Source organism: Virgibacillus oceani, from assembly GCF_014638995.1.
GTDB classification, from domain to species: Bacteria; Bacillota; Bacilli; order Bacillales; family Amphibacillaceae; genus Virgibacillus_E; species Virgibacillus_E oceani.
The window spans coordinates 161,511-185,474 of record NZ_BMFR01000004.1 but is presented as its reverse complement, the minus strand read 5'-3'; the positions used below and the strand labels follow the sequence as shown (position 1 = coordinate 185,474).

Genomic DNA, 23,964 nt, shown 5'->3' with positions numbered 1-23,964 from the left:
AATGCAAGAGAAAAAATTGAATGGAGGTTGTTATTTCCATGATAATCCGAGAAGCAACACTATCAGATGCAGAAGGTGTAGCAAAAGTACATGTGGATTGCTGGAGAACGACATATAAAGATATCATTTCCGATGATTTTTTAGATAACCTTTCCTATGAACAGCGAACTAAGCTGTGGATTAGCAATATAAGCAGGGATGATAATTATATTTTCATTGTTGAAATTGAGGGGAAGATTATTGGTTTTGCAGACGGAGGAAGTGAAAAGTCGGGCAAATATCCAGATTACGACGGTGATGTGACTTCCATATATATTTTAGAGGAATATCAGGGACATGGGATTGGTAAAAAATTGCTGACAAGGCTTTTTGATAAATTCAAGACTTTAAAATTAGGCTCGTCTATTGTCAAAGTGCTAGAGGAGAATGGGTCATGCCGTTTTTATGAGGCGATGGGGGCTGAATTAATAGATAGCAGCAAATTTGTTCAAATCGGTAATGATAAGTTGAAATTATTGGTTTATGGATGGAGGGACCTTTGATAAATCTATTATCCCCTGTTTCCTGAACAAGGAATTATACAGCAGATCAGAATTAAAAAGGCCGTTTCTCCAATAAATATATGAAGTTTTTTCTATAATAAAACAATAAATAAATTTGCATGATGACAAGTGCCACTGCTAGAAGAAGTAACGAATGATCAAGAAATATATGAAGTAAAAAAATGTTGGCTACAATGGGGGATAATATAGCAAGTGCTAATGGGACAAATCGATTAATTAATAATAGAACGCCACATATAACCTCTAATGACTTTTCAACTATCAGCAGATAATCAAACTCAAACAATGCCATGGCTTCTGGGCTGGTCGCAATAAATGGGTCGAGTTCAACTATAACAAAATAACCGTTTATTCCAGCACAGAGGAAAATGAACCCTAATAGATACCTTGAGATGTATGAAAGCACTTTTGACAATTTGTACACCACCTATTCATGATTCGTTTGTCATTATACTATTTGAGAAAGCTTGTGGATATAACTTAATTACTGCTTATTTTAAGTATACAAATAAAGTACACCAAAAACTATGGTTATTTGGTGTACTATCGAGTCAATCTTAGCCTTTATTTCCCTGGATCATTTTGAATTCCCAGATGTATAACCGAATGTAAAAATTCATAAGTAAGACGCAGTGATTCTAAGAAATGTTTCAAATCTTATTATTTTTCTCTTCTGCCCCAAATTCAATTCCCAATGCTACAATCGATTGATTAATCCGCCATACGTAATAAAGATGATGAATAAGGTCATGGTGTGATTGGTTTCTGCCAGGTGCCAGGCGTTCAATTTGTTCACGCTCAACTTTAAGATTATAAACAACAGCTGATTGTTTAGGTCCCTTGACCAGTTTGCTTAGTACATTGAAGTTATGATCTAATTTTTCTTCCATCTGTTTAAAAACTTCTTCTATCTCTACCGGATATTCAAAGTTTTTTGTATAAGCAGATGCTACTAAATGTCTAGCATAATAATTAATTGCCGTGAAAATCGTAATCCACCGATTAATGTCGGTCTGACTTACCGCTTCGGATCGCTGCAGAAGCGGTTCTGCCTCGTCCTTTATGGATTGCAAATTCTTGTCCATCTCAAAGGCACTATCTCTGAGTTCCTTAACATTTATTTTCTCCCTAAAGCTTTTTACATAAAGGGTTACATATGGTTTAAGCTCAGTTAAAAAGTCATCAATAGCGTCGGCAACCTTATCTCTTGTTCGCTTTGGAAAAATAACGGAAGAAACGCCTAGCGCAATGGCAGCTCCTGCAATCGTATCAATAACACGGGCGCCAATTAATGTAAAACTGATTCCGCCAAGCAGAATATCATACATGAAAGCAATTAGCATGGTTATGAAGGCACTCATTAAGGTATAAGAGACTGTAACTAGATAGAATGCGGCAAAAATAACTGTAAATAATAGGATAATTTCAATTGTCGAATGTCCAGATAACAGCTTGGCAAGTACAAAGCCTAGAATCGCCCCAATGATTGTTCCAAATGACCGTTCGAATCCTTTTTTGTATGTTCGCCCAATCGATTCAGTTCCAAGTAAGACAATGAATGCTGTAAGAAGCACCCAGTATGGCTGGGTTGGGGAAATTATTTGACCGGCGATTATGGATAAAATGCCAGCTGCTAATGCCTGAAAAGCTTTCTTTGTAGAGGACTTTAATTCCCTGCTAGAATCTTCGTCTTTTGATTCGTCCTCCTCACTTTCTTCTATATCTTCCTCAACCACTTTCCCGTCTTGAAGGGATTGTTGAATGTTCATTGCTCCTTCAATTACATGGTTGCCAATCGATTCAATCCGACGAATTAGAAATAGCCATCCACTGGGCTGTTCTTCACGTCTCAGCAGATCGATTAATACGAATCGAAGTGCCTGGACTGCTTTCTCTGCTTCCTGCAAATTTCGATTATCATAGCTTGGAGCAAGTACCTCTGCATCACGAAGAGCGGTAATTACCCATACAAGCAAACGCCTTAATTTCTCAATTTCAAGTGCATTTGCTTTTTTTAGACTGTAAATGGAATCAGTCAACGTTTCCAGGAACATACCGGTGTCAAAAACATAAAGCTGCAGCTGTGACGTTTTAAGTCCGGGCCAAACCTCTTTTACATCCTGCTCTTTTAGGTCACTTGATACAATTCTTGCATATTCACGAAGCTTAAGGATATTTTTCTCAAGTGATTTCATTCGCTCAGGATCAAGCTTTGTATCCTGGATAGCTCTAATTAATATGTTAAAGGTTAAATTACTTTGAATATGGAAGGAACGAATACTTCTTTTTAATACCTGTGCGGAATCCTGAAAAAGAATGAAATTATAAAGAAACGCATAAACAGCGCCGATTGAAATGCCGATGTAAAACCATGGCAATTGGTTTAATGGAAGTTTTAACACGGAAGAAAAATAAACGGTAATAAAACCGATCATGCAAATGGAAAAATACCGGACACCAAATCGTGAAAAATAGAAGCTGCTAAAGATAATCAGGACCATTAGGACATCAATATAAAAGGCGTTTCCAGATAAAATTGATCCAAATGTAACACCTGTTGCGGCTGAAACCGCTAATAATAATGTTGTAACCTGTTTTTTTGTCTTCGTATCATCCAGTACAATCACAATGCCCATCATTCCTACCATTCCGGATACGATTGCAGCTGTTAGAAGGGAAATTCCAGCTGCATTTAAGATGAATAGCGTAGTAAATACAGACGATATTAGACTAATGGTAGCCTTTCCAGCCTTTTGGAATCGTACTCTCCCAGGATCAGAAGCAAGCAGTCTGCCAAACCAGTGGTGCTTAATATGTAAATATTTCATTTGTATATCATTCTTTTCATAAATTTATCCCCGAATCTTAATTACATGTATGTTGTTTATACTATCATTTGTTGCATACAACTACCAAGTTATCAAATTTGTTTAGGAAGGAAATAACCAGTGGATGTCGAATAAATAATTGGGGAGTTATTTATAAATAAGGTAAATAGATATAAAAATATAGCTAGTGAGTATTTTAGCTTACGATATGAAATTTTTAATTTACGGTAATAATGTTCAATTTTGCTTTATTGGACAATGCAAGATTCTGATTCGGATAGGCTGCCGTTTGTTTTTGAAGTGTGGTCCTAAGGGGGAAGTAATATGGAATATGACGTAATAGTCGTGGGTGCAGGGCTTGCCGGTCTAGTTGCAACAGCAGAGATTGCTGATGCCGGTAATAAAGTATTGTTGTTAGATCAAGAGCCGGAAGCTTCATTTGGTGGACAGGCATGGTGGTCGTTCGGCGGATTATTTTTAGTAGATTCACCAGAACAGCGCCGTATGGGCATAAAAGATTCAAAGGATTTAGCATGGCAGGACTGGCAGGGTACAGCTGGGTTTGACCGCAAGGACGATGAAGATTACTGGGCACAGAAATGGGCAGCAGCCTATGTGGACTTCGCTGCAGGAGAAAAGCGCCAGTGGTTGCATGAAATGGGTATTAGATTTTTCCCGGTTGTCGGATGGGCTGAACGTGGCGGCTATCTTGCCGAGGGACACGGTAATTCTGTGCCCAGGTTTCATATTGTATGGGGGACAGGTCCAGGGATTGTTGCACCATTTGAACGTCGAGTAAGAGAACATATTAAAAATGGATTAGTGGAGTATTTGCCTCGTCACCGGGTTGATAAGTTGATTAGTAGTAATGGTGCGATCGTTGGTGTCAGCGGTTCAGTTCTAGTCCCTAGTTTTGCTGCACGTGGGGAGGAAAGTTCAAGAGAGGTTGTAGGGGAATTTGAATTTTATGCGGAAGCGGTAAATATAACTAGTGGCGGTATTGGTGCTAATTTTGATTTGATTCGTAAAAATTGGCCAAGTCGACTTGGGCAGCCTCCAAAACGGATGATCTCTGGTGTACCTGCACATGTTGATGGGCGAATGCTTACTATAACGGAAGACGCTGGTGGACGAGTCGTTAACCGTGATCGCATGTGGCATTATACGGAAGGGATTAAAAATTGGAATCCAGTTTGGAGGAAGCACGGCATTCGTATTTTACCTGGACCATCATCGGTCTGGCTGGACGCAGAGGGTAATCGTTTCCCAGCACCAAACTTCCCTGGCTTCGATACACTTGGTACCCTAGAGGCAATCCAAAAAACAGGCTACGATTATTCCTGGTTTATTTTAACGCAAAAAATCATCGAGCGGGAGTTTGCCCTCTCCGGTTCAGAGCAAAATCCCGATTTAACTGGAAAAAGTATTAAAAAACTATTGGCCAGGGTTTTGCCTGGAGCTCCAGGACCGGTAAAGGCATTTATGGACAAAGGGGAGGATTTCATAGTTGCCGGGAACATTGATAATCTAGTCATCGGTATGAACAAACTGACGGGTGAGAAGCTATTGAATATCGAGAAGGTTGAGAGGCAGATTCAGGCACGTGACCGAGAAATGGATAACCCATTTACGAAGGATTTGCAAATAACAGCACTTCGTGGAGCGCGTCAATACAGGGGTGACAAATTAATTCGCGTAGCATCACCGCACAAAATGTTAGACCCTAAAAATGGACCGCTTATTGCTGTCCGATTAAATATTCTTAGTCGCAAAACGCTTGGCGGGCTGCAAACGGACTTATCTGGCAGGGTGCTTAATGCTGCTGGAGAGGCGATTCCTGGGCTATATGCTGCAGGAGAAGTTTCCGGTTTTGGCGGTGGTGGAATCCATGGATATCGGTCGCTTGAAGGTACATTTGTTGGAGGATGCCTTTTCACGGGGCGTGTATCTGGACGAGCAATTGCTGATGTACTGAGATAGAGTGCAGTTAAATGGAGGCAGCATTAATTATTAGAGAACAAAATTTTTCCCGGGTACTGCAACAACATGGACGAAGGTGATGCCGAACTGAAGACTGATTAAACAAAAATCCGCAAGTTTACCCTGACTTACGGATTTTTGCCAAGACTATTCATCATGTTTGGGATGAATATCTAACGTAACCTCATCATCATTTTCCACCACATACCGGAGCTTAGACAATTTATTTTCCCAGAAGCGTTCGAAATAGGTAAGCCATTGCTTCAATTCGTTAAATGATTCCGGCTGCAGGCGATACCGTTTTTCTCTGCCCATTTTCCGGCTGCTGACTAAATTTGCCTCTGATAATATGCGAAGGTGCTTGGCTACAGCTGTACGACTCATGGGGAAATGAGAGGAGATTTCTGAAATAGGCAATTCTTTCTCGACAAGCAGCTGTAGTACCTTTCTTCTAGTTGGATCGGCAATTGCCTGAAATACATCATGCGTTTCTATGGCATTTGCCGTCACTAATCCTCAACAACCTTTCTTAGTTTTTCATTAACAAGCCCGATCCACCCTTGATTCATACGTTCCCGAATAATAGAGCTTTTTTCATTCGGTTTGCTAATGATAGAATCAGGTTCTTTCCATCCGCCATGAATAAGTGTAAATTCTGTTTTATCTCCTGCCTCTTTTAAAATGAACGTGACAAACCAGCCATCCGTGTCCCATTGAAAAGAAAGCCGATGCGGTGGATCTAGTTCCGTTACTATACATGGTGAGGGTCCAAATTGTGATTGGATATGGAACTGATGTCCGACTACCGGTTGAAAGTCATTCGGCATGAACCATGATGCAATTCCTTCTGCAGTTGATACTGTTTCCCATACCTTCTGAATAGGAGCATTGAAGGTTGCTGTTTGTTTTATTTCTGGTACTGTATTTTCCATTAATAGACCTACTTTCTAAATATAGAACCATTTGGTTTCGCTTTTTATTATATAGAACCATTTGGTTGCATGTCAATAGTGATTTAAATATGCAGCAGATAAGTTTATAATTTAAACAATGGTGGAAAGAGGTGCGTTATGAAACCATTTACAGCAAATGTAATTGATATTTTAAAACAAATACCAAAAGGGACAGTTATGACATATGGACAGGTTGCAAAGATGGCAGGGAGTCCACGCGGGGCGAGGCAAGTCGTTCGGGTTCTTCATACGATGAGCAGAAAACATCGACTGCCCTGGCATAGGGTTGTAAATAGAAATGGACAAATTGTATTGAAAGATGATGAAGGTGCAATGAACCAGAAGTGGCTGCTTGAGGATGAGGGTGTTAAGGTTAGTGAAACAGGCCGTGTGGATTTAGATGTTTATGGATTTAGATAATGGGCTGCAAAAGTATAAAGTTTTCATTATGTAGAAGCAGCCGCTAAGGACGGTACAATTATTAAAATTAAAGAAGAGAAATTTGATTGATAAATGGGGCTGGGACAAAACTAAATTGTTTAATCTAAAGCCGAACATTTCACCATACTACAGAAGGAAATACACGGAGACTCCTGCGGGATGAAAAGCCTAGCTGAGACTACGTAGAGCGATAGCTCAGAGTAGGCTCAGGGCAGCCCGCGGAAAGCGTAGTGTATTTCTTCCGTAGCGGTATGTATGCACCAACTATGTCCGGATTTTATTTGATTAAAACACTTTTGTCCCAGGCTCATTTTTTTAGTTTTGGAAAAATTTGATCGGTACAGTCTAATGCCGTCTGCTCAACCATAATACACCGGACTTTGCCAATCGAGGTAAGAAGCCGGTCATTGGCTTTTGCATCATATTTCCGAATCCATCCGATTTACCCAGTGAACCAAGTGTGCCTTTTAGCTTTATTTCTTTTGGTTTCTTTGGTTCTTTGTTTTGCAGTACAGCTAATAATATTTCAGCAATCTGTTCACCTTGCTGTCCCGCTAATTGGGCGCTGGGAGAATGGATGGATGATGCACAATCTCCAACCACATATACACTTGGTTGAGCCGGTACCTGGTAAAATTCATTGAGTATAATTTTTCCCTGTGAATCTTTTTCAAATGGGAGAGCCCTAGCAAGGTAGTGCGGCTGAACACCGGCTGTCCAAATGGTGACATCATTTACAAAGCATACCCCGTTATTGCATACGCCATCCTTTTCAACATACTCCACATTAGCATGGTGCAAAACATCGACGTCGTTGGCTACAAACCATTCTTCAACGTATTCCTGAATTTTTGAATCAAATGCTTTTAAGACCGTAGCTCCGCGATCAAGCAGCCGTATATTTAAGTCAGCTCTGCTTTCCCTTATTTCTGAAGCAACCTCGATACCGCTTAATCCAGCACCGACAATTGTTACCTTACCATAGGCCTTTAAATTACCGACAGATAGACCGGCATGCCTTGCTTTCGCAAATGTCTGGACACTTTCAGTAAATTCAGCTGCACCATCAATCCCATGATAATTGTCCTCACAACCAAGTGCGACAACTAAATAATCGTAAGAAATGGTCTTCGTATTGTTTGCTTTATTAAAGTAGACCTGTTGATTTTCCGTATCTATTTCTTCAACCTCAGCAAAAAGGTAATGAACTCGATCATCGTCCGGAAAGTCAATTCGCACATCTTTATATGCAGAGGTACCAGCTGCTACAGCATAAAATTCTGTTTTTAAGGAGTGGTATGGATTTCTGTCAACTATTGTAATATGTGCATCTTCAGGCAGCTGGTAACTTAATAAAGTTGAAACGATATTAATGCCACCATAACCGCCACCTAAAATAACCAATCTTTTCATATGGTAAACCTCCATCGTTGGATAGATCTATGTATTTTCTTCTACCATAAAGATTACCAAAAATAATGAAGGAAAACTAGAGGGAACAGAGGTGACTGCGAATTTGCCTTGAATTCAGCAGCAAAAATACAGCCAGTGACTAATGGCCGTAACCTCAATAAAGGTGCTGATTCACGTATCAATTCGTCCCTAAAAGACGCTCCTGCAAATCATTTTCCCTGAATTTTTTCTTAACCTGCTTTCCCCAGCTTTTCACGGCATCAGCGGTTTTTCCTTCTTGTGCAGCAATATCTTTTATGGACATATCCTGAACAATAAAATAATAAACCCACTTCCATTGATTGTCTGTAAGCTGTGATTTAATATACGGCAATAAATACGGATCATTTAACGAAAGATCAGATACATATGAAATAGGAGAATAAGCTTCCCCTAGCCGTTTGTGGTTGCCGTCATCAATTTGCGTTCTATTTTCCAGAACGATTTCTTTGCTGTGATTGTATTCTCTTGTCTGTTTCCGCAGCAAATCAATCAGCCGATTGCGTATTATGTAATTAAAGTATGTAGACATTGCCCCCTTGTCCGGCTGATAGCTCTCGTAAGCGTTCCACATAGCACATAGTCCTTCCTGAAAATACTCGCCCTGTGGATCTTTAATATTTAATTTGTTTATTTGATAATGAATTCTCCCTTTGTTTTGTTCGAAAATCTCCTCAAATGTTATTTTCTGATTCATAGTGCTTCTCTTTCCAAAAAGCCGGCTCTTTATTGTTGTACTATAGTCACTACTATAATCGAAAAGAAGTGTCGATCAGGTGTCATCTAAAAGTAAATTATTTACGTTTTTTCGGGGAAGATAAAAGAATATGAAAAGCAGTTACTGAATAGGGAGGCGCTGAATGGATATGGCACGTAACGATAAGATCCCTAAGGAAAGAACCTTGGACAGCAGCCTTGCGCTTTTGTCTGAAGGGTATTTGTTTATTCCAAACAGGTGCAAGAAGTTTCAGTCTAACATTTTCCAAACCCGTTTGTTGGGTGGTCAGAAAGTTATTTGCATTAGCGGTGAAGAGGCAGCTAGAATTTTCTATGATAGGGAGAAGTTCAAACGAAAAGGGGCAGCACCAAAACGAATTCAGGAAAGCTTGTTCGGGAAAAACGGTGTACAAACCTTGGATGGGAAAGAGCATCAGCATCGGAAACGAATGTTTATGTCGCTCATGACACCCGAGCGATTGAAAATACTTATCAAGCTAACTGTAGAACAATGGGAGCTTGCAGCAAGAAAATGGGAAAATACAAAAGAGATTGTGCTATTTGATGAGGCTCGTGAAATAATGTGCCGAGTCGCATGTCTGTGGGCAGGAGTCCCGTTAAAAGAAAAGGAAGTTACGCAGCGGGCAACTGATTTAAGTGACATGATCGATGCATTTGGCGCAGTTGGTCCACGTTATTGGAAAGGCAGACAGGCACGAAATCGTTCCGATAAATGGATTGGGGACATTATTCGCCAGGTTCGATCAGATAAAATGGATGCACCGGTGGATACAGCTTTATATACAATGGCGTGGTATCGTGATTTAGATGGGAAACTGTTAAACCTGCAAATAGCCACAGTCGAGCTGCTTAATATTGTGAGACCTATCGTTGCTATTGCCAGATATATCACATTCGGGGCGTTAGCGCTGCACGACTATCCAGAAACAAGAAAGAAACTGCAAGACCACTCGCAACATTATGGTCAGCTCTTTGTTCAGGAAGTTCGCCGCTTCTATCCATTTGGACCATTCCTGGGTGCCCGGGTACGGCAAGATTTCATCTGGGAGGACTGTCATTTTACAAAAGGGACAATGGTTTTGCTTGATATCTATGGGATTAATCACAGTCCAGACCTTTGGGAAGACCCTGACAATTTCCTGCCTGAACGATTTAACGATTGGAAAGGAAGCCCATTTGACTTTGTACCACAGGGCGGCGGTGATTATATTAAGGGTCACCGGTGTGCGGGGGAGTGGATTACCATTGAGGTCATGAAAACAAGCTTGGCATTTTTGACCCAAAAGCTTGCGTATGATGTACCAAAACAGGATTTGAGTATTAGTATGGTCAGGATGCCTGCGATTCCGAAAAGCAGGTTTGTGATGCGCGGGATAAAAGTTAAGTAGGTATCGAAAAAAACACATGTTACGATCTTTAGATCGTGCATGTGTTTTTCGTGTGCTTGATAATTAGTCCATTTTCCCCCTGCCAATCAGACTATTTCAAAATAACTATTTTTCCTTTAATCTAGTATGTGACAGAATTTTGAAAGGGGTTGCAAATATGAAAAGAAGAATAGGAATAGTCTCCTTTATGCTCCTGTTTGCATTGTTCACGGTTGTACCTAGCTTTGACAATACAGCCGAAGCAGCAGATACAACCGACAGCAGCATTGTCAACATGAGACTTATGGAAACAACAGATATACACGTACATCTTGTAAACTACAACTATTATCAGGACGAGCCTACCAACGACTTTGGTTTGGCAATGACAGCCACACTCATTAAGCAGGCCCGCAGTGAAGCTGCAAATAGTATGCTGTTTGATAATGGTGACCTGCTCCAGGGGAATCCGCTTGGAGATTATGTTGCCCAAAATGGTCTTGAAGAGGGGGAAATACATCCCGTTTATAAAGCAATGAATCTATTAAATTATGATACAGGCAATATAGGGAACCATGAATTTAATTATGGCATTGATTATTTGAAAGAAGCAACAGATGATGCCAATTTCCCTTATATTAATGCCAATGTATATTACGATGATGGAGATAATGACCCAGCTAACGATAAGCACTTTTTTGAACCATATAAAATTATGCAAAAGCAAGTAGTGGATACAAATGGCAATAAGCAAACAGTTGATGTTGGGGTGATTGGTTTTGTCCCGCCGCAAATCATGCAATGGGATAAAGCCAATCTAGATGGAAAAGTAATTACAAAGGGAATCTATGAAACTGCTCAAAAGTATGTACCAATTATGAAGGAGCAAGGTGCTGACATTATTGTAGCGATTCCGCACTCTGGTCTGGGATCAGTTGAATTACAGGAGCGAGAAGAAAATGCCACCTATAATCTAACACAGGTAGAAGGCATTGATGCTATTATGTTTGGTCATGCGCATGAAGTATTCCCAAGTGAAACATTTGCAGGAATTGAAGGTGTTGATTTGGAAAAAGGAACGATCAACGGAATTCCATCTGTTGAAGCAGGTTTCTGGGGTGACCACCTGGGAATTATTGATCTGAAGCTTGAAAAAGATGGTGAAGATTGGAATGTGATTGATTCTAGTGCTGATGTACGGGCGATTCATGATGAAAACGGAGAAGCACTTGTTGAACCGGATCAGGAAATTCTCGATGCGGTAGCGGAAGACCACCAGGCAACACTGGAGTATATTCGTTCAGAGGTCGGTCAAACGACAGCACCGATATACAGTTATTTTGCACTTGTAAAAGACGATCCATCTGTACAAATTGTTTCCAATGCACAAAAATGGTACACAGAAAAAGCTGTAGAAGGAACTGAATACGAGGATTTACCGATTTTGTCTGCAGCGGCACCATTTAAGGCTGGTGGCAGAGGAGGGGCTAACTATTACACGTATATTCCAGAAGGCCCTATTGCTATTAAAAATGTAGCTGACCTTTATGTCTATCCGAACACATTGAAGGTCGTTAAATTAACAGGTAAAGAGATTCGTGAATGGCTGGAAATGTCAGCAGGGCAATTTAACCAAATTGATCCAAACTCCGGCGAACAGCAGGAACTAGTAGATATTGATTTTGCTACGTATAATTTTGATGTAATAGACGGTGTAACGTATGAGGTCGATGTGACAAAACCGTCCCGTTACAGCAATGATGGGGAACTGATTAATCCAGATGCTGAGCGGATTATTAACTTACAGTACAACGGAGAACCAGTAAACGATGATCAAGCGTTTCTAGTTGCTACAAATAACTACCGGGCTAGTGGAGGAGGAAACTTCCCTAATTTAGATGGAAGCCAAATTGTCCTCTCACCGCAAGCGCAAAATAGACAGGTTGTAATCCAGTATATTCAGGAAAACGAAACAATTGATCCCTCAGCAGATGGCAACTGGTCATTTGCACCGATAGATGGCAATCCCGAGCTGACATTCCAGTCTTCTCCGGATGCACAGCAATTAATCCAGCCGGATGGGAATATCGCTTATATCGGGGAAGGTACAAACGGCTTTGCCAACTATGCGCTTGATTTATCAGAACCTGAGTCTGAACCTGTAACGCTTTCATCCGTTCAGCAAAAGGTAGCTGACTTTATCCAAGCAAATAAAATTGAACATCCACTGGCAGTTCAATTGACAAATAAGCTGAAACAAGCGGCACACCAATTGGATAAGGGACATGACAAGCAGGCTATAAAAAAGGTAGAAGGCTTTCTCAAGCACTTGAATAATAAAGCGATGGATAAATTTATTACGGACGATGCAAAAGCTGAATTAAATAATAATGCCAACGAGCTTTTGAATGCGTGGAAGTAGGCAGTTTATTAAGATCCCCTGTACCGTGAAAAGGTATAGGGGATTTTTGGATGGTTTATGAAACATAACTGATGCCATAGCCGTAATAATATGAATAGAGAAGGATTTGCGATGATAAATGGCCTAACACTATTTGGGAAACAAACGCTGTTACTTGGTATGATAAGTTTTGTATTGGGGATTTTACAAAAGTGGATGAATAATATGACATTTGTCATACCTGTTACTTGACGTTTATGACTTATATGACTTCCTTAATTACTCTATCATTGAGGTTAATATATTTAGTTTGGGAGGAAGACATGAGTAAACAAAAACAGGTTCAGTTAAGAAAAAATGTCGCACCTTACGAAAAATCGGATGCTAAATCAAGCGTCGTACAGTTATTAAATACACTTATTCCCTTTTTTCTTTTATGGTTTCTTGCATACCAAAGTCTGTCTGTTTCTATTTTGCTGACCCTCGCACTTGATGTTCTAGCTGCAGGCTTTGTTGTTCGGATATTTATTATTTTCCACGATTGTACGCATATGTCTTTTTTCAAAAACAAAAAGGCTAACCGGATTCTTGGTACAATTACTGGGATTATTACACATTTTGCTTATGAAAAATGGAAACGCAGTCATGCCATACATCATGCTACAAGCAGTAACTTGGATAAACGTGGAACTGGCGATGTATGGGTGATGACGGTTGATGAATATGTTTCTGCATCATTTTGGGGCAGACTTGCCTATAGGCTTTATCGAAATCCGTTTATCATGTTTGGTTTGGGACCGCTCTATCTTTTCCTTATATCGAACCGTTTTAACCGAAAAGGACCAAAGCAGAAGGAACGCTGGAATACCTACTTGATTAACGGCGCAATTGCGGCTATTTATATACTTTTGATATGGTCAATTGGCTGGCAGGCATTTTTAATTATTCAAGCACCAATTCTTTTTATTTCAGGATCACTTGGAATTTGGCTGTTTTATGTTCAGCACCAGTTTGAGGATTCCTATTTTGAAAATGAAGATGAGTGGGATTATGTAAAGGCTGCAGTAGATGGAAGTTCTTATTACAAATTACCAAAGGTTATGCAATGGATTACAGGCAGTATTGGGTTTCATCATGTCCATCATTTAAGTCCAAGAGTGCCTAACTATAATCTGGAAAGAGCACATGATTCAACACCACCATTGCAAAAAGCCACGACGATAACATTTGCTTCTAGTCTAAAGTCAATTCGTTTCCGTCTGTATGATGAGACAAATAAATCATTTGTCAGCTTTAAAGAGGTTAAAGACCTTATGAATAAACCAACGGCAAGTGTACGGTTAAACACAAGAGGGACAAGCATACAGGAAAAATAAATAGTAGTGAAAAAATGGCCTTTCAATGAGTTATTGAGGGCTTTCTTTTTTGGTATACTTTAAAGATAATGGATGTAGATCAATAACTAAGAAGGGTTTGGCATTTAATGGCAGGTAAAGGCAGCGCTACAATGCAGCATTGGTTTCATATTATTCCCAAAAACACTGGGCTTAGCGCCTATGCATGGATTATTTTTTGTATTTTGCCGTTTTATTTCGTTTTTCGATCATCATCGACTCTAGGAATAATCTTTGGCATTGTTATGATCTTACTGTTTTTTACTGCTTACAGGGTATCATTTATTTCCGATGGATGGACAGTTTATCTGTCTGTAGGAATGGAAATGGCTATAAGCATCGTAATGACAATGTTTTTAGGCTACGTATATTTCTCGCTCTTTTTGGCATTTTATATTGGGAATATTCAACATAAGGCAGGATTTATAACCCTATATATTGTTCATCTTATTACAACAATTGGCGCAGTAAGCATTGGTTTTTTTACGCAAACGGAGATATTCCTGTCACAATTACCGTTTATAATCATCAGTGTACTGGGGGTAATTCTGTTGCCCCTCACGATCTATAATAGAATTAAACGAGAAAAATTAGAGGACCAATTAAAGGATGCCAATGAAAAAATATCGCAATTAGTAGTTTTGGAAGAACGGCAGCGAATTGCACGTGACCTGCATGATACATTGGGACAAAAGCTTTCGCTGATTGGTTTGAAAAGTGATTTGGCTAGTAAATTAATCAATGTCAATCCTGATTCGGCTAAATCCGAAATCGATGATATTCACCAGACTGCAAGAACGGCTTTAAAAGAAGTGCGTGAAATGGTTTCGAATATGAAAGGTGCAAAACTAAAGGATGAAATTGTTCGTATTCAGCAAATATTGAAGGCTGCACAAATTGAATTTCATGCAGAGGGGAATCCCGAACTGACCAATACACCTTTACTTGTCGAAAATGTTCTCAGTATGTGTCTTAAGGAAGCAGTTACAAATATCGTTAAGCATAGTCAAGCGACTTCTTGCAGGGTAGCTATCATACAATCAACGAATGAAGTGCTTATCAAAGTTGAGGATAATGGGATCGGTATGTCGGATAAAGCAGAGTCCTTCTCAGAACATGGAATTCAGGGGATGCGGGAGCGGCTGGATTTTATTAACGGAAGCTTAAGTCTTGAATCATCTGGCGGAACTATACTAACCATACAGGTACCAAATGTGATCCAACAAACGGAACAGGGGGATTTGTCATGATTCGAATCGTTATTGCTGAAGACCAGCGCATGCTGTTAGGAGCTCTTGGTTCATTACTTGATTTGGAAGAGGACATGGAAGTAGTCGGTAAAGCCAGAAACGGTCAGGAAGCATTAACGTTGGTGAAAAGACACCAGCCTGACATATGTATCATGGATATTGAAATGCCAATTAAAAGCGGACTTGACGTCGCAGAAGAATTAAAGCAGGATCCCTGTAAAGTGATTGTGTTGACTACATTTGCAAGAACGGGGTATTTTGAACGTGCCCGAAAAGCCGAGGTGAGTGGTTATTTGTTGAAAGACAGTCCAAGTGAAGAATTGGCAAATTCCATCCGTACCATTATGGATGGCAGGCGTATATATGCCCCTGAATTGGTTGATATGGCATTTGATAAAGAAAATCCGCTTACTGATCGTGAGGAACAGGTTATTAGACTAATTGCTGAGGGTAAAACGACAAAGGAAATTGCCAAACAGCTTTATCTTACTAACGGTACTGTCCGCAATTATGTTTCCGTCATTCTGGATAAGCTGGATGTCAGCAATCGAATTGAAGCCATTTCCCGTGTGAAGGAGAAGGGATGGTTTAAGTGAATGTACCTGACTATATCGAAAAAGGAAAATCAAACATGGGATTGGGATCTTCACTTTACTCACTTTTTATAACAAAGTTACTTGACATAAAAACTAAATCAGCTACATTACTTACATAAAGTAACTAAATTGTTAAAAGACATTTATTTTATGATTTCTTTTTATAAAAATGAAGAACTTGTAAAGAATATAAAAGTGATTTAAGTAACAAGGGATATACTTTAGAATTTATCAAAGAAGGAGACTAAAGTAATGGCAAATGTAAAATTAGCAGTTATTTATTACAGCTCAACAGGCACAAACTATGAACTTGCAAAATGGGCAGAAGCAGGCGCTAAAGAAGCAGGTGCAGAAGTAAAAGTAGTAAAGGTACCGGAGCTTGCACCACAAGCAGCAATTGAATCGAATCCTGCATGGAAGGCTCACTCAGAAGCAACGGCAGATGTACCAGTGGCAACTTCAGACGATATCGAATGGGCAGATGCAATTATATTTAGTGTTCCAACACGATTCGGTAATGTGGCATCACAAATGAAGCAATTTCTTGATACGCAAGGTGGACTATGGGCTAGTGGCAAGACTGTAAACAAAGTGGTAAGTGCAATGTCATCTGCACAAAATCCGCATGGCGGTCAAGAAGCTACTATTTTATCCCTATACACTTCCATGTTGCACTGGGGAGCAATTATTGCTGCACCAGGCTACACTGATCCAGTACTATATGGTGCTGGCGGTAATCCATATGGTACAAGCGTAACACAAGGACAGGATGGAAAAATGGTCGAAGATGTTGAAGGAGCTGTAAAACATCAAGCGAAACGTACGGTTGATATTGCAAGCCGTGTTGTAGCGGGCCAGTAAATTAACATAAAAAAATAGGCAAAGAATCGGTATTAGGATTATGCTCTTAATACCGGTTTTTTGTGTAAAAGTATGTGCCATTTTGAGCATTATAATTTAGATTTAAAAGGCGGAATGTGCTGATGTATGAATGAAGGCTGGATAAAAAAACGATATAAAATTTCTGTTATAAAGTTTTTATCCAAAAGTTAAAGCCACGATCAAATCTTTGAATCGTGGCATGTTATGTTACTTATCCGTATTTTTTTCTCTCGTAATTGTCTCCGGATCCATTTCCTCAGCGAATTCAGTTTGTATTTGATTCATTGTTCGTAAATCTTCCCGGGATTCAACTGGTATGTGGTCGACAATGTAACTATGAATAAATGGTTCACAGCAAGCAATAAAGAAAGCAGCCAAGATGGAAATAGTTACAATTGGTATATTCCCGTCAAGAAAAACATTACCAAACAACCAAAGCATTAAAAAGGCTAAAATGAAATCAGAGATCGTTGCTGTAATGTTTCCATATCTCCGGAGTATGAACAAGTCACCTATGGCATAGGATATTCCCGTAACAAGAACACTTATCCATAACAGGCTGGCCCAGGAAACATTATAAAATAAACCGAAAAAAGCAAAGACGGTAAATGCAATTGCTAACAATTTTATAATTAATGATTTAATATGATCCATGTAATGATCAGGTCCCTTCTTACTTTTTCATTAGTATTTGACAGGCATAAGAAAAATATCATAATTTGTTTACTTTGTTTGACAGAGTGGGTTTACTAGCCTAAAATGAATGATAGTCAGTCAATATATTACATGTGGAGGCTAGGTATGGATAATAAAAAGGAGCTTATTATTCAATCAGCAATTAATGTTTTTCGGGAAAAGGGAATTGAAAAAACGAAGATATCGGACATCGTTAAAGGCGCTGGCATTGCTCAGGGTACTTTTTATTTATATTTTTCTTCAAAGTTTGCGGTAATGCCGTCTATTGCAGAGGTAATGGTTGAAAGGATGCTTGATGAGATCAGGGATAATTTAAAGGATGATTCTACTTTTGCTGAAAAGCTGGAAAAAGTAATTGAAGCTGTATTTCAAATAACTAGTGAGTATCGGGAAATTTTCGCACTTATTTATTCCGGGCTCGCAGCAACAGAGTATTTAAAGGAGTGGGAAACAATCTATGCACCATATTATGCATGGATGAGCGAATTATTAACTCAGGCAAAAGATGCTGGAGTAATTCGCAAGTCACTTCATGTGATGCGAACTGCAGAAGTGTTAATTGGTTTGATTGAATCAGCGGCAGACCAATCCTACCTGTATTCCCAGGTTGACACTAATACGATTGAATTGAAGAAAAAAGAAGTATTGGAATTTGCACGTTATGCACTAGGATTAAAGGGGACATAGGGTTAGATTTAGCGACCTGTAAATATATAAAATGGGCAAGCGTCCAATTTCTTAATTTTGAAATGACTGATAATCAGTCATTGAGGAGTGGTTGTAATGAACAAGTCATGGATTTATGTGATTTTAACGAGTCTTTTTGAATTATTGTGGGTTTATGGATTCAATACTGCCCATGAGTGGTGGCATTGGTTATTGATAATTTGTGCAGTTCCGCTTGATTTGCATTTTCTTGCCAAAGCTTGTGAAAGCCTTCCGACAGGGACAGTTTATGCAATATTTGCCGCCGCTGGAACAGTTGGAACAGCATTAATGGGAGTATATGTATTTAACGAAAACCTGACCACAAGCAAGATTATTTTCATGGCCATTCTAGTTGCAGGAGTAATAGGCCTAAAACTCTCAGACGGCAGGGACTGGGACAAGGGGTCATGGTGGGACAAGGGGTCAGACCCTCTGTCCCACAAAGAGAAAGGGGCTGTATTATAATGGGTTGGGTATGTGTGTCTTTTGCTGCGGTTTTTGAAATCATTGGAGTGTTAGGCTTGAAGTTATTTAGCCAAAGTAAAACGCTGCTCCATGGTGTAATTTACATTGGGGGATTGGGTGGCTCGTTTTTATTTTTGTATGTTTCCTTTATGTATTTGCAAATAAGTACAGCCTATGCGGTTTTTATTGGGATTGGAACAGCTGGTGCAGTTCTATTAAACATGGTTTTCTTTGGTGAATCTAAAAACAGTTTACGGATTTTAAGCTTGCTTGCCATAATTGTAGGTGTAGTCGGCTTGAAGTATTTATCATAATATGTCCGCGGGCTTGCATGTTGAGGAAATCGGATCGTATTTTGCTTGTTTTGGCACGTATTTTCAGAACTTCGCTCGTATTTATTGCAAATCGGCACGTATTATGCGCATTTCGGATCGTATTGTAACATTTTTCCAAAAAGTTGGGACAAGGGGTCTGACCCCGTGTCCCGCCTGACCCCGTGTCCCGCCATCCCCTCTTCTTCGTCTAATCCATCAGTTCTGCTACTATTTCATATGACCGCAGTCGATCGTTGTGGTTATAGATTTGGGAGTTAATGATAAATTCATCGGCTTGTGTTTCTTCTAAGAATTGTTCTAGTCCTCGTTTGACAGTTTCTGGTCCACCTACAATTGTAGAGCGTGAGTTAAGCGACTGTTCTACAGCTGCCTTTTCCATTTCTGACCAAACATCATCAATACGTTCAATTGGGGGCTGCAATTTAGTTGGCTGCCCTCTCCGGATACTAAGAAATTGCTGCTGCTGTGAGGTGGCAATATAACGTGCTTCTTCATCTGTATCAGCAGCGATTATGTTGACACCGAGCATTGCATATGGTTTTTCTAAAGTGTCAGATGGTTTAAAATTGCTACGATAACTATTTAATGCCGGAATCGTATAGTCTGGTGAAAAATGGCTGGCAAATGAAAAAGGAAGTCCTTTTTCTGCTGAAAGCCGGGCACTAAAGCCGCTTGAACCAAGTAGCCAAATTGGAATGTTAAGACCTTCACCAGGTACCGCATGAACACGCGCAGTTCCTTCAAAGTAGCTTTGCAATTCTTCAACCTGTAACGGAAAGTCTTCCACGCGCATATTAAGTGTCCGCCGCAACGCATATGCTGTTGCCTGGTCGCTGCCTGGTGCACGTCCAAGTCCAAGGTCAATACGCCCCGGATACAAAGTTTCAAGTGTGCCGAATTGTTCTGCAATCACAAGGGTAGCGTGGTTAGGTAACATGATTCCACCTGAACCGACGCGAATATAATTAGTAGCGCCAGCAATATGTCCGATGATTACTGATGTTGCTGAACTTGCGATGCCAGGCATATTGTGATGTTCTGCCAGCCAATAGCGGTTATACCCTAGATTTTCAACATGTTTTGCCAATGACACACTATTTTTAAATGACTGTTCTGGGGTGCCGCCTTCCGTCACTGGAGCAAGGTCCAGAACAGATAACGGGATAGATTTGAATGTTTTTACTGAGGTCAATTTTATCACTCCTTCTTAGTAGGAAATAATACGACTTTCAGGGGGTGTGCGTCTAATGATTAGCTTGTGAAACAATTAAAAAGGGCGTAACCAAACAACGTTGATTAGCCCATTTTCACTAGTATTCTTTCAATGTGTCTTTAATTTCCTCATATTCCTCTATCGTAATTTCACCCTTAGCAAGACGGGTATCCAAGACAGACAGCGCATTATGTCCATTGTAATAGTATCTGCCGCCTCTTCGCCTCCATATAACAATATTTGCAATTAACAATCCAGCAATTAACACAAAGAAAAAGAATCCAAATGGATGAAAATGCTCCCAATACATAGTGATCAGCTCCTATAAGATAATATTTAGGTTTTAACGAGGCCAATTGCGGTACGTGCTGTAACAAGCGACCTCCAGAATAAAAGCAATGCAATCACAGGGTGCAGTGCAGTTAAATAGGGCACACTCCCCGATAATTGAATCGTGATATATTGCAGGACAATCATCAAATAAAGTCCCGCACATTGCCAACGCAAGCTTTTCGGAATTGCCCCGAAAAACGATAGAATAAGCATGACAATCGGTATAAACTCAACGTAATGAACAAATGCTGTATGGTAATACCACTGGCCAAGATTAACAAAAATTGCAATCCCTGCAAGAAATACCTGAACGAGGATGCTTAGGAAAAATAACACTGCCAGCAATGCAAAAGTTCCAAGCACCAAACGACTTTTCCGTTGCCTCATACCCAATCACCTCCATCGGATATAAAATAATCATGCAGCTGCGGTCTGCCGCTTTCCCCATGGTTTAAAAACAGATAGGATAAACATCAGGATTAGTGAAATGAGCTGCATGATGATACCTGTCCATAATTCCGTCTGCAGCATACTTGAATCCGCTTGTTTACTCGTGACCTGGATCATGTTTATAGCATCCAATGACCAGTAGTACATAGCCCACATATTCAACACAAATGGTATGATGGTTAGTGCTTCTTTCGCGATAATCCAATAAAATTTAAACAACCCCCACTTTGTTAAAACGGAAAGTAAAATACCTGTAACGATTGTCCCGAATGTGGCTGCCTTTACAGATGTCTTTGACAGTACATGCATAATTTGATAACAACTCTCCATAAGCTGTGAATCATTTGCAGTTGCTGCGGTTATGCTCAAGATTAAAAAAGTAATCATATTTCCAAACATTATTGCAGCAAACAAAATATGAACCGTTACAAGCCATCGTTTTGGTGTAATGGACAGCTTCATTCATTTCACCTCCTGTCTTCTATTCAAATGTATCAATGAAGTCTAAAAACCATCTGAAGCATTTATAAACTTTTTATAAACAGAGGGGGAAGGTTTAATAAAAACCACCCAGCCTTATGTGAAGGTGAGTGGTTTAGGCAATTTATACTATAATTTTGGAGGAATTAATTAAACAAATGCTGCTCAGGGTCATATGCTATGGATGCACTTGGGGAGTATCAGCATTGTCTGTTCTTCGGTCCCATTCTTGCCGCACTTTAGTCAGATCCGTTAGTCGTTAAAGCGGTACCCCGCCCCCCAAACTGTCTGAATGTATGGCGGGTTTTCTGTATCCTTTTCAATTTTTTTACGGATTTTCTTAACATGAACTGTAACGGTTGCATTGTCGCCCATAGAATCAAAACCCCAGATTCGTTCAAATAAGTGTTCTTTTGAAAAGACTTGATTAGGATGTGTGGCAAAAAACGTTAACAAATCAAATTCTTTTGTCGTAAAAGGTACTTCTTTTCCGTTGATAAAAACTTGTCTCGATGTTGTATTTAGTTGCAGCCCGCGGATATTAATTTCTGCTTTAGGTGCATTATGTTGAATCAACCGTTCATATCTTGCCAGGTGTGCCTTTACCCGTGCAACTAGTTCACTTGGACTGAAGGGTTTGACAATATAATCATCAGCACCTAATCCAAGCCCGCGCACTTTATCAATGTCTTCATATTTGGCGGTGACCATCAAAATAGGGATATTGGTACGTTCGCGGATTTGTCTGCAAAGGTCAAATCCGTTTATACTCGGGAGCATTAAATCAAGTAATATTAAATCATAGTGGTGCTGTATAACTGCTTCTAGCCCCTTCTTTCCATCAGATGCTAATTCCGTTTCAAACCCTTCAATTTCAAGGTAATCTCTTTCTAGTTCTGCAATGCTTTGATCATCCTCGATAATTAAAATAGTTTTACTCATAATGACTGTCCTCCGCTTTTCTAAATGTAAAGTGAATGCTCAACCCTTCATTTAGCTGATTTTCTGCCCATATCTCCCCACCGTGTGCTTCGATAATTTGCCCTGCGATTGCTAGACCGAGTCCGCTGCCACCCTTGTTGCGGGCTGGGTCTGTTTGGTAAAAGCGCGTGAATATAGTGGAAAGACTTTCTTTAGATACCCCCGGGCCATTGTCAGTTAAGACCATTTCGATAAAGTTGCCTTTTTCCAGTAGTGATACGTTGATTATGCATGTGTCTTTATCCATGTATTTCACACTATTGTAAATTATATTTTCCATTACTCGGATGACTTTGTCTCGATCCAGCAGTACGTTTGCTTGAATGTTAGACGGATCATACGTTAGCCGGACCCCTTTTTCAGCTAATTCACCTTCAATTTCCTCAATGTAATCCTTAACAAAGGCATTGATGTTAACTGTATCAAAGTGGAAGGGCAGTTTTTTTACATCTAACTTGGAGTATAAAGCAAGTTCTTCAATTAATCTGTTCATGTACGTTGCTTTCCCATGAATGGTATTAAGGTATCGTTCTTGTTTTGCTGGTGTATTTGCTACACCATCCTGAATTCCTTCAACATAGCCAAGAATGGAGGTGATCGGTGTTTTTAAATCATGTGAGATGTTTGCGATTAATTCTTTTCTGTTATTCTCATACTTATCTCTCAACTCCAAGGATTCCCTTAGCTGTGAGCGCATATCATCAAAAGATTGTACGAGCTTACCAAGTTCATCCTTCCGTTTTGGTTTAATGGAAAAATCAAGATTTCCTGTTTTGATTTTTGCAGCAGCTGCAGATAGTTGATTAACTGGCCGCAAAATATTCCGTGACATAAAATAGGACAGCAATACATTCGTTAAAACCAATATAAGCAGCAGACTAATAAAAAGAATAGGAAAAAACGTCCGGGCAAATTTTACAAACGACTCCGAACTATTTAAAACAAAGATAGAGCCCTCTATGCCATCGTTAAAGTAAAAATCGTGCTGTTGTACCGAATAATGGTCATTATCCAACCGTATTCCCGCCGGATTATATCCTTCGTTTCCAAATTTGGGGAGATCATCGACAGTCATATTCTGAAAATGATTTGTTGCTTGAGTCAGCCCTGTGCCTTTTCGCACGATAATATCCGTATTTTCATCTCCGGATTCTTTCAATAGTTTTAAAAGATAATGCCGATTGAGCAGCTTATCTTGCTTCATGGAGGCAGTTAATGTTAAGTCGTTCATTAACGCTGTATTGGCAGGCTCAGGACCATGCCAGCGGTTTCCATCAAACTTAAAACCACCGTTTACAATGACGTTAATTAAGAAAAAGATCAGTATAATAATAATAATCGGCATTAGGATCATTGCCGCATTGGATAAAAAGAGACGTTTGCGAATGGACATTTTAATCTCCTTATAAATTAGTTGTTTATATTCTACATCATAGCGGTAAAATCGAAACATCGCAT

At 39.7% G+C, this 23,964-nt stretch carries 26 protein-coding genes; 13 read left to right on the top strand and 13 right to left on the bottom strand.

The features are described from left to right. Positions 1-20 precede the first annotated feature (20 nt). Complete coding sequence (locus IEV74_RS07735) at positions 21-542, top strand: GNAT family N-acetyltransferase (protein WP_229683090.1); 522 nt, start codon at positions 21-23, stop codon at positions 540-542. A gap of 52 nt (positions 543-594) precedes the next feature. On the opposite strand, the gene IEV74_RS07730 is transcribed toward IEV74_RS07735, so the two are convergent. Together IEV74_RS07730 and IEV74_RS07725 are read right to left on the bottom strand one after the other, a co-directional pair. After that, complete coding sequence (locus tag IEV74_RS07730) at positions 595-969, bottom strand: hypothetical protein (protein WP_229683100.1); 375 nt, start codon at positions 967-969, stop codon at positions 595-597. 244 nt (positions 970-1,213) lie between these two features. Further along, on the bottom strand, positions 1,214-3,391 hold the full coding sequence (locus IEV74_RS07725; RefSeq protein ID WP_188454791.1) for an FUSC family protein: 2,178 nt from the start codon (positions 3,389-3,391) through the stop codon (positions 1,214-1,216). A 324-nt stretch (positions 3,392-3,715) separates the two neighbouring features. Here IEV74_RS07725 and IEV74_RS07720 point away from each other — a divergent pair, with 324 nt between their 5' ends. Further along, the gene (locus IEV74_RS07720; RefSeq protein ID WP_188454790.1) at positions 3,716-5,371 is read left to right on the top strand and encodes an FAD-binding dehydrogenase; all 1,656 of its coding nucleotides are present in this window, start codon (positions 3,716-3,718) and stop codon (positions 5,369-5,371) included. 147 nt (positions 5,372-5,518) lie between these two features. Here the strand turns inward: IEV74_RS07720 and IEV74_RS07715 are convergent, their stop codons facing one another. Together IEV74_RS07715 and IEV74_RS07710 are read right to left on the bottom strand one after the other, a co-directional pair. After that, positions 5,519-5,866: an ArsR/SmtB family transcription factor gene (locus tag IEV74_RS07715; protein WP_229683099.1), complete on the bottom strand. Its 348-nt coding sequence runs from the start codon at positions 5,864-5,866 to the stop codon at positions 5,519-5,521. 14 nt (positions 5,867-5,880) lie between these two features. Then, a complete protein-coding gene (locus IEV74_RS07710) occupies positions 5,881-6,303 on the bottom strand; it encodes an SRPBCC family protein (RefSeq protein WP_188454788.1) in 423 nt (140 codons plus the stop codon). A gap of 138 nt (positions 6,304-6,441) precedes the next feature. On the opposite strand from IEV74_RS07710, the gene IEV74_RS07705 reads away from it, so the two are divergent. Next, a complete protein-coding gene (locus IEV74_RS07705) occupies positions 6,442-6,744 on the top strand; it encodes an MGMT family protein (protein WP_188454787.1) in 303 nt (100 codons plus the stop codon). Positions 6,745-7,110: 366 nt separating this feature from the next. On the opposite strand, the gene IEV74_RS07700 is transcribed toward IEV74_RS07705, so the two are convergent. Next, the gene (locus IEV74_RS07700) at positions 7,111-8,178 is read right to left on the bottom strand and encodes an NAD(P)/FAD-dependent oxidoreductase (RefSeq protein ID WP_188454786.1); all 1,068 of its coding nucleotides are present in this window, start codon (positions 8,176-8,178) and stop codon (positions 7,111-7,113) included. Positions 8,179-8,356: 178 nt separating this feature from the next. After that, a complete protein-coding gene (locus tag IEV74_RS07695; RefSeq protein WP_188454785.1) occupies positions 8,357-8,914 on the bottom strand; it encodes a sigma-70 family RNA polymerase sigma factor in 558 nt (185 codons plus the stop codon). 169 nt (positions 8,915-9,083) lie between these two features. Here IEV74_RS07695 and cypC point away from each other — a divergent pair, with 169 nt between their 5' ends. The 7 genes from cypC (at position 9,084) to wrbA (ending at position 16,824) form a co-directional block, all read left to right on the top strand. After that, a complete protein-coding gene (cypC, locus tag IEV74_RS07690; RefSeq protein ID WP_188454858.1) occupies positions 9,084-10,343 on the top strand; it encodes a CYP152 family fatty-acid peroxygenase CypC in 1,260 nt (419 codons plus the stop codon). A gap of 157 nt (positions 10,344-10,500) precedes the next feature. Then, the gene (locus IEV74_RS07685) at positions 10,501-12,744 is read left to right on the top strand and encodes a bifunctional 2',3'-cyclic-nucleotide 2'-phosphodiesterase/3'-nucleotidase (protein ID WP_188454784.1); all 2,244 of its coding nucleotides are present in this window, start codon (positions 10,501-10,503) and stop codon (positions 12,742-12,744) included. A gap of 90 nt (positions 12,745-12,834) precedes the next feature. Next, positions 12,835-12,975, top strand: coding sequence for a hypothetical protein (locus IEV74_RS07680; RefSeq protein WP_188454783.1), 141 nt, complete (start codon positions 12,835-12,837; stop codon positions 12,973-12,975). A gap of 71 nt (positions 12,976-13,046) precedes the next feature. Continuing rightward, the gene (gene desA, locus IEV74_RS07675) at positions 13,047-14,099 is read left to right on the top strand and encodes a Delta(5) desaturase DesA (protein ID WP_188454782.1); all 1,053 of its coding nucleotides are present in this window, start codon (positions 13,047-13,049) and stop codon (positions 14,097-14,099) included. A 131-nt stretch (positions 14,100-14,230) separates the two neighbouring features. Further along, positions 14,231-15,367 carry a sensor histidine kinase gene (locus tag IEV74_RS07670; RefSeq protein WP_188454857.1) on the top strand — a complete coding sequence of 379 codons (1,137 nt, stop codon included), beginning with the start codon at positions 14,231-14,233 and terminating at the stop codon, positions 15,365-15,367. Next, the gene (locus IEV74_RS07665) at positions 15,364-15,963 is read left to right on the top strand and encodes a response regulator transcription factor (RefSeq protein WP_188454781.1); all 600 of its coding nucleotides are present in this window, start codon (positions 15,364-15,366) and stop codon (positions 15,961-15,963) included. The genes IEV74_RS07670 and IEV74_RS07665 overlap by 4 nt, the downstream gene beginning before the upstream one ends. A gap of 252 nt (positions 15,964-16,215) precedes the next feature. Further along, the gene (gene wrbA, locus IEV74_RS07660; RefSeq protein WP_188454780.1) at positions 16,216-16,824 is read left to right on the top strand and encodes an NAD(P)H:quinone oxidoreductase; all 609 of its coding nucleotides are present in this window, start codon (positions 16,216-16,218) and stop codon (positions 16,822-16,824) included. 228 nt (positions 16,825-17,052) lie between these two features. Here wrbA and IEV74_RS07655 read toward each other — a convergent pair whose 3' ends face one another. Further along, positions 17,053-17,499, bottom strand: a complete 447-nt coding sequence (locus tag IEV74_RS07655) for a YndM family protein (protein WP_188454779.1) — start codon at positions 17,497-17,499, stop codon at positions 17,053-17,055. A 147-nt stretch (positions 17,500-17,646) separates the two neighbouring features. Between IEV74_RS07655 and IEV74_RS07650 the strand changes: the two genes are divergently transcribed. From IEV74_RS07650 to IEV74_RS07640, 3 genes are all read left to right on the top strand, one after another. Then, positions 17,647-18,228 (top strand): TetR/AcrR family transcriptional regulator, encoded by a 582-nt coding sequence (locus tag IEV74_RS07650; protein ID WP_188454778.1) that lies wholly within the window; start codon positions 17,647-17,649, stop codon positions 18,226-18,228. 96 nt (positions 18,229-18,324) lie between these two features. Next, positions 18,325-18,714 (top strand): DMT family transporter, encoded by a 390-nt coding sequence (locus IEV74_RS07645; RefSeq protein ID WP_188454777.1) that lies wholly within the window; start codon positions 18,325-18,327, stop codon positions 18,712-18,714. Continuing rightward, positions 18,714-19,028 (top strand): DMT family transporter, encoded by a 315-nt coding sequence (locus IEV74_RS07640; RefSeq protein WP_188454776.1) that lies wholly within the window; start codon positions 18,714-18,716, stop codon positions 19,026-19,028. Before IEV74_RS07645 ends, IEV74_RS07640 begins: the two co-directional genes overlap by 1 nt. Before the next feature lie 208 nt (positions 19,029-19,236). On the opposite strand, the gene IEV74_RS07635 is transcribed toward IEV74_RS07640, so the two are convergent. From IEV74_RS07635 to IEV74_RS07610, 6 genes are all read right to left on the bottom strand, one after another. Then, positions 19,237-20,247: an LLM class flavin-dependent oxidoreductase gene (locus tag IEV74_RS07635; RefSeq protein ID WP_373284317.1), complete on the bottom strand. Its 1,011-nt coding sequence runs from the start codon at positions 20,245-20,247 to the stop codon at positions 19,237-19,239. Between the two features lie 112 nt (positions 20,248-20,359). Continuing rightward, positions 20,360-20,572: an SHOCT domain-containing protein gene (locus tag IEV74_RS07630; protein WP_188454774.1), complete on the bottom strand. Its 213-nt coding sequence runs from the start codon at positions 20,570-20,572 to the stop codon at positions 20,360-20,362. A 26-nt stretch (positions 20,573-20,598) separates the two neighbouring features. Beyond that, positions 20,599-20,982, bottom strand: coding sequence for a DUF6220 domain-containing protein (locus tag IEV74_RS07625; protein WP_188454773.1), 384 nt, complete (start codon positions 20,980-20,982; stop codon positions 20,599-20,601). Between the two features lie 30 nt (positions 20,983-21,012). Further along, positions 21,013-21,507 carry a hypothetical protein gene (locus IEV74_RS07620; RefSeq protein WP_188454772.1) on the bottom strand — a complete coding sequence of 165 codons (495 nt, stop codon included), beginning with the start codon at positions 21,505-21,507 and terminating at the stop codon, positions 21,013-21,015. Between the two features lie 270 nt (positions 21,508-21,777). Beyond that, positions 21,778-22,467, bottom strand: coding sequence for a response regulator transcription factor (locus IEV74_RS07615; RefSeq protein ID WP_188454771.1), 690 nt, complete (start codon positions 22,465-22,467; stop codon positions 21,778-21,780). After that, a complete protein-coding gene (locus tag IEV74_RS07610) occupies positions 22,460-23,959 on the bottom strand; it encodes a sensor histidine kinase (protein ID WP_188454770.1) in 1,500 nt (499 codons plus the stop codon). Before IEV74_RS07610 ends, IEV74_RS07615 begins: the two co-directional genes overlap by 8 nt. Positions 23,960-23,964 lie beyond the last annotated feature (5 nt).

Coding starts and splice junctions, on each gene's coding strand:
- IEV74_RS07735 (WP_229683090.1), top strand. CDS start 21: ATGGAGGTTGTTATTTCCATGATAATCCGAGAAGCAACACTATCAGAT.
- IEV74_RS07725 (WP_188454791.1), bottom strand. CDS start 3,391: ATGAAATATTTACATATTAAGCACCACTGGTTTGGCAGACTGCTTGCT.
- IEV74_RS07720 (WP_188454790.1), top strand. CDS start 3,716: ATGGAATATGACGTAATAGTCGTGGGTGCAGGGCTTGCCGGTCTAGTT.
- IEV74_RS07710 (WP_188454788.1), bottom strand. CDS start 6,303: ATGGAAAATACAGTACCAGAAATAAAACAAACAGCAACCTTCAATGCT.
- IEV74_RS07705 (WP_188454787.1), top strand. CDS start 6,442: ATGAAACCATTTACAGCAAATGTAATTGATATTTTAAAACAAATACCA.
- IEV74_RS07700 (WP_188454786.1), bottom strand. CDS start 8,178: ATGAAAAGATTGGTTATTTTAGGTGGCGGTTATGGTGGCATTAATATC.
- IEV74_RS07695 (WP_188454785.1), bottom strand. CDS start 8,914: ATGAATCAGAAAATAACATTTGAGGAGATTTTCGAACAAAACAAAGGG.
- cypC (WP_188454858.1), top strand. CDS start 9,084: ATGGCACGTAACGATAAGATCCCTAAGGAAAGAACCTTGGACAGCAGC.
- IEV74_RS07685 (WP_188454784.1), top strand. CDS start 10,501: ATGAAAAGAAGAATAGGAATAGTCTCCTTTATGCTCCTGTTTGCATTG.
- IEV74_RS07680 (WP_188454783.1), top strand. CDS start 12,835: ATGAATAGAGAAGGATTTGCGATGATAAATGGCCTAACACTATTTGGG.
- desA (WP_188454782.1), top strand. CDS start 13,047: ATGAGTAAACAAAAACAGGTTCAGTTAAGAAAAAATGTCGCACCTTAC.
- IEV74_RS07670 (WP_188454857.1), top strand. CDS start 14,231: ATGCAGCATTGGTTTCATATTATTCCCAAAAACACTGGGCTTAGCGCC.
- IEV74_RS07665 (WP_188454781.1), top strand. CDS start 15,364: ATGATTCGAATCGTTATTGCTGAAGACCAGCGCATGCTGTTAGGAGCT.
- wrbA (WP_188454780.1), top strand. CDS start 16,216: ATGGCAAATGTAAAATTAGCAGTTATTTATTACAGCTCAACAGGCACA.
- IEV74_RS07655 (WP_188454779.1), bottom strand. CDS start 17,499: ATGGATCATATTAAATCATTAATTATAAAATTGTTAGCAATTGCATTT.
- IEV74_RS07650 (WP_188454778.1), top strand. CDS start 17,647: ATGGATAATAAAAAGGAGCTTATTATTCAATCAGCAATTAATGTTTTT.
- IEV74_RS07645 (WP_188454777.1), top strand. CDS start 18,325: ATGAACAAGTCATGGATTTATGTGATTTTAACGAGTCTTTTTGAATTA.
- IEV74_RS07640 (WP_188454776.1), top strand. CDS start 18,714: ATGGGTTGGGTATGTGTGTCTTTTGCTGCGGTTTTTGAAATCATTGGA.
- IEV74_RS07630 (WP_188454774.1), bottom strand. CDS start 20,572: ATGTATTGGGAGCATTTTCATCCATTTGGATTCTTTTTCTTTGTGTTA.
- IEV74_RS07625 (WP_188454773.1), bottom strand. CDS start 20,982: ATGAGGCAACGGAAAAGTCGTTTGGTGCTTGGAACTTTTGCATTGCTG.
- IEV74_RS07620 (WP_188454772.1), bottom strand. CDS start 21,507: ATGAAGCTGTCCATTACACCAAAACGATGGCTTGTAACGGTTCATATT.
- IEV74_RS07615 (WP_188454771.1), bottom strand. CDS start 22,467: ATGAGTAAAACTATTTTAATTATCGAGGATGATCAAAGCATTGCAGAA.
- IEV74_RS07610 (WP_188454770.1), bottom strand. CDS start 23,959: ATGTTTCGATTTTACCGCTATGATGTAGAATATAAACAACTAATTTAT.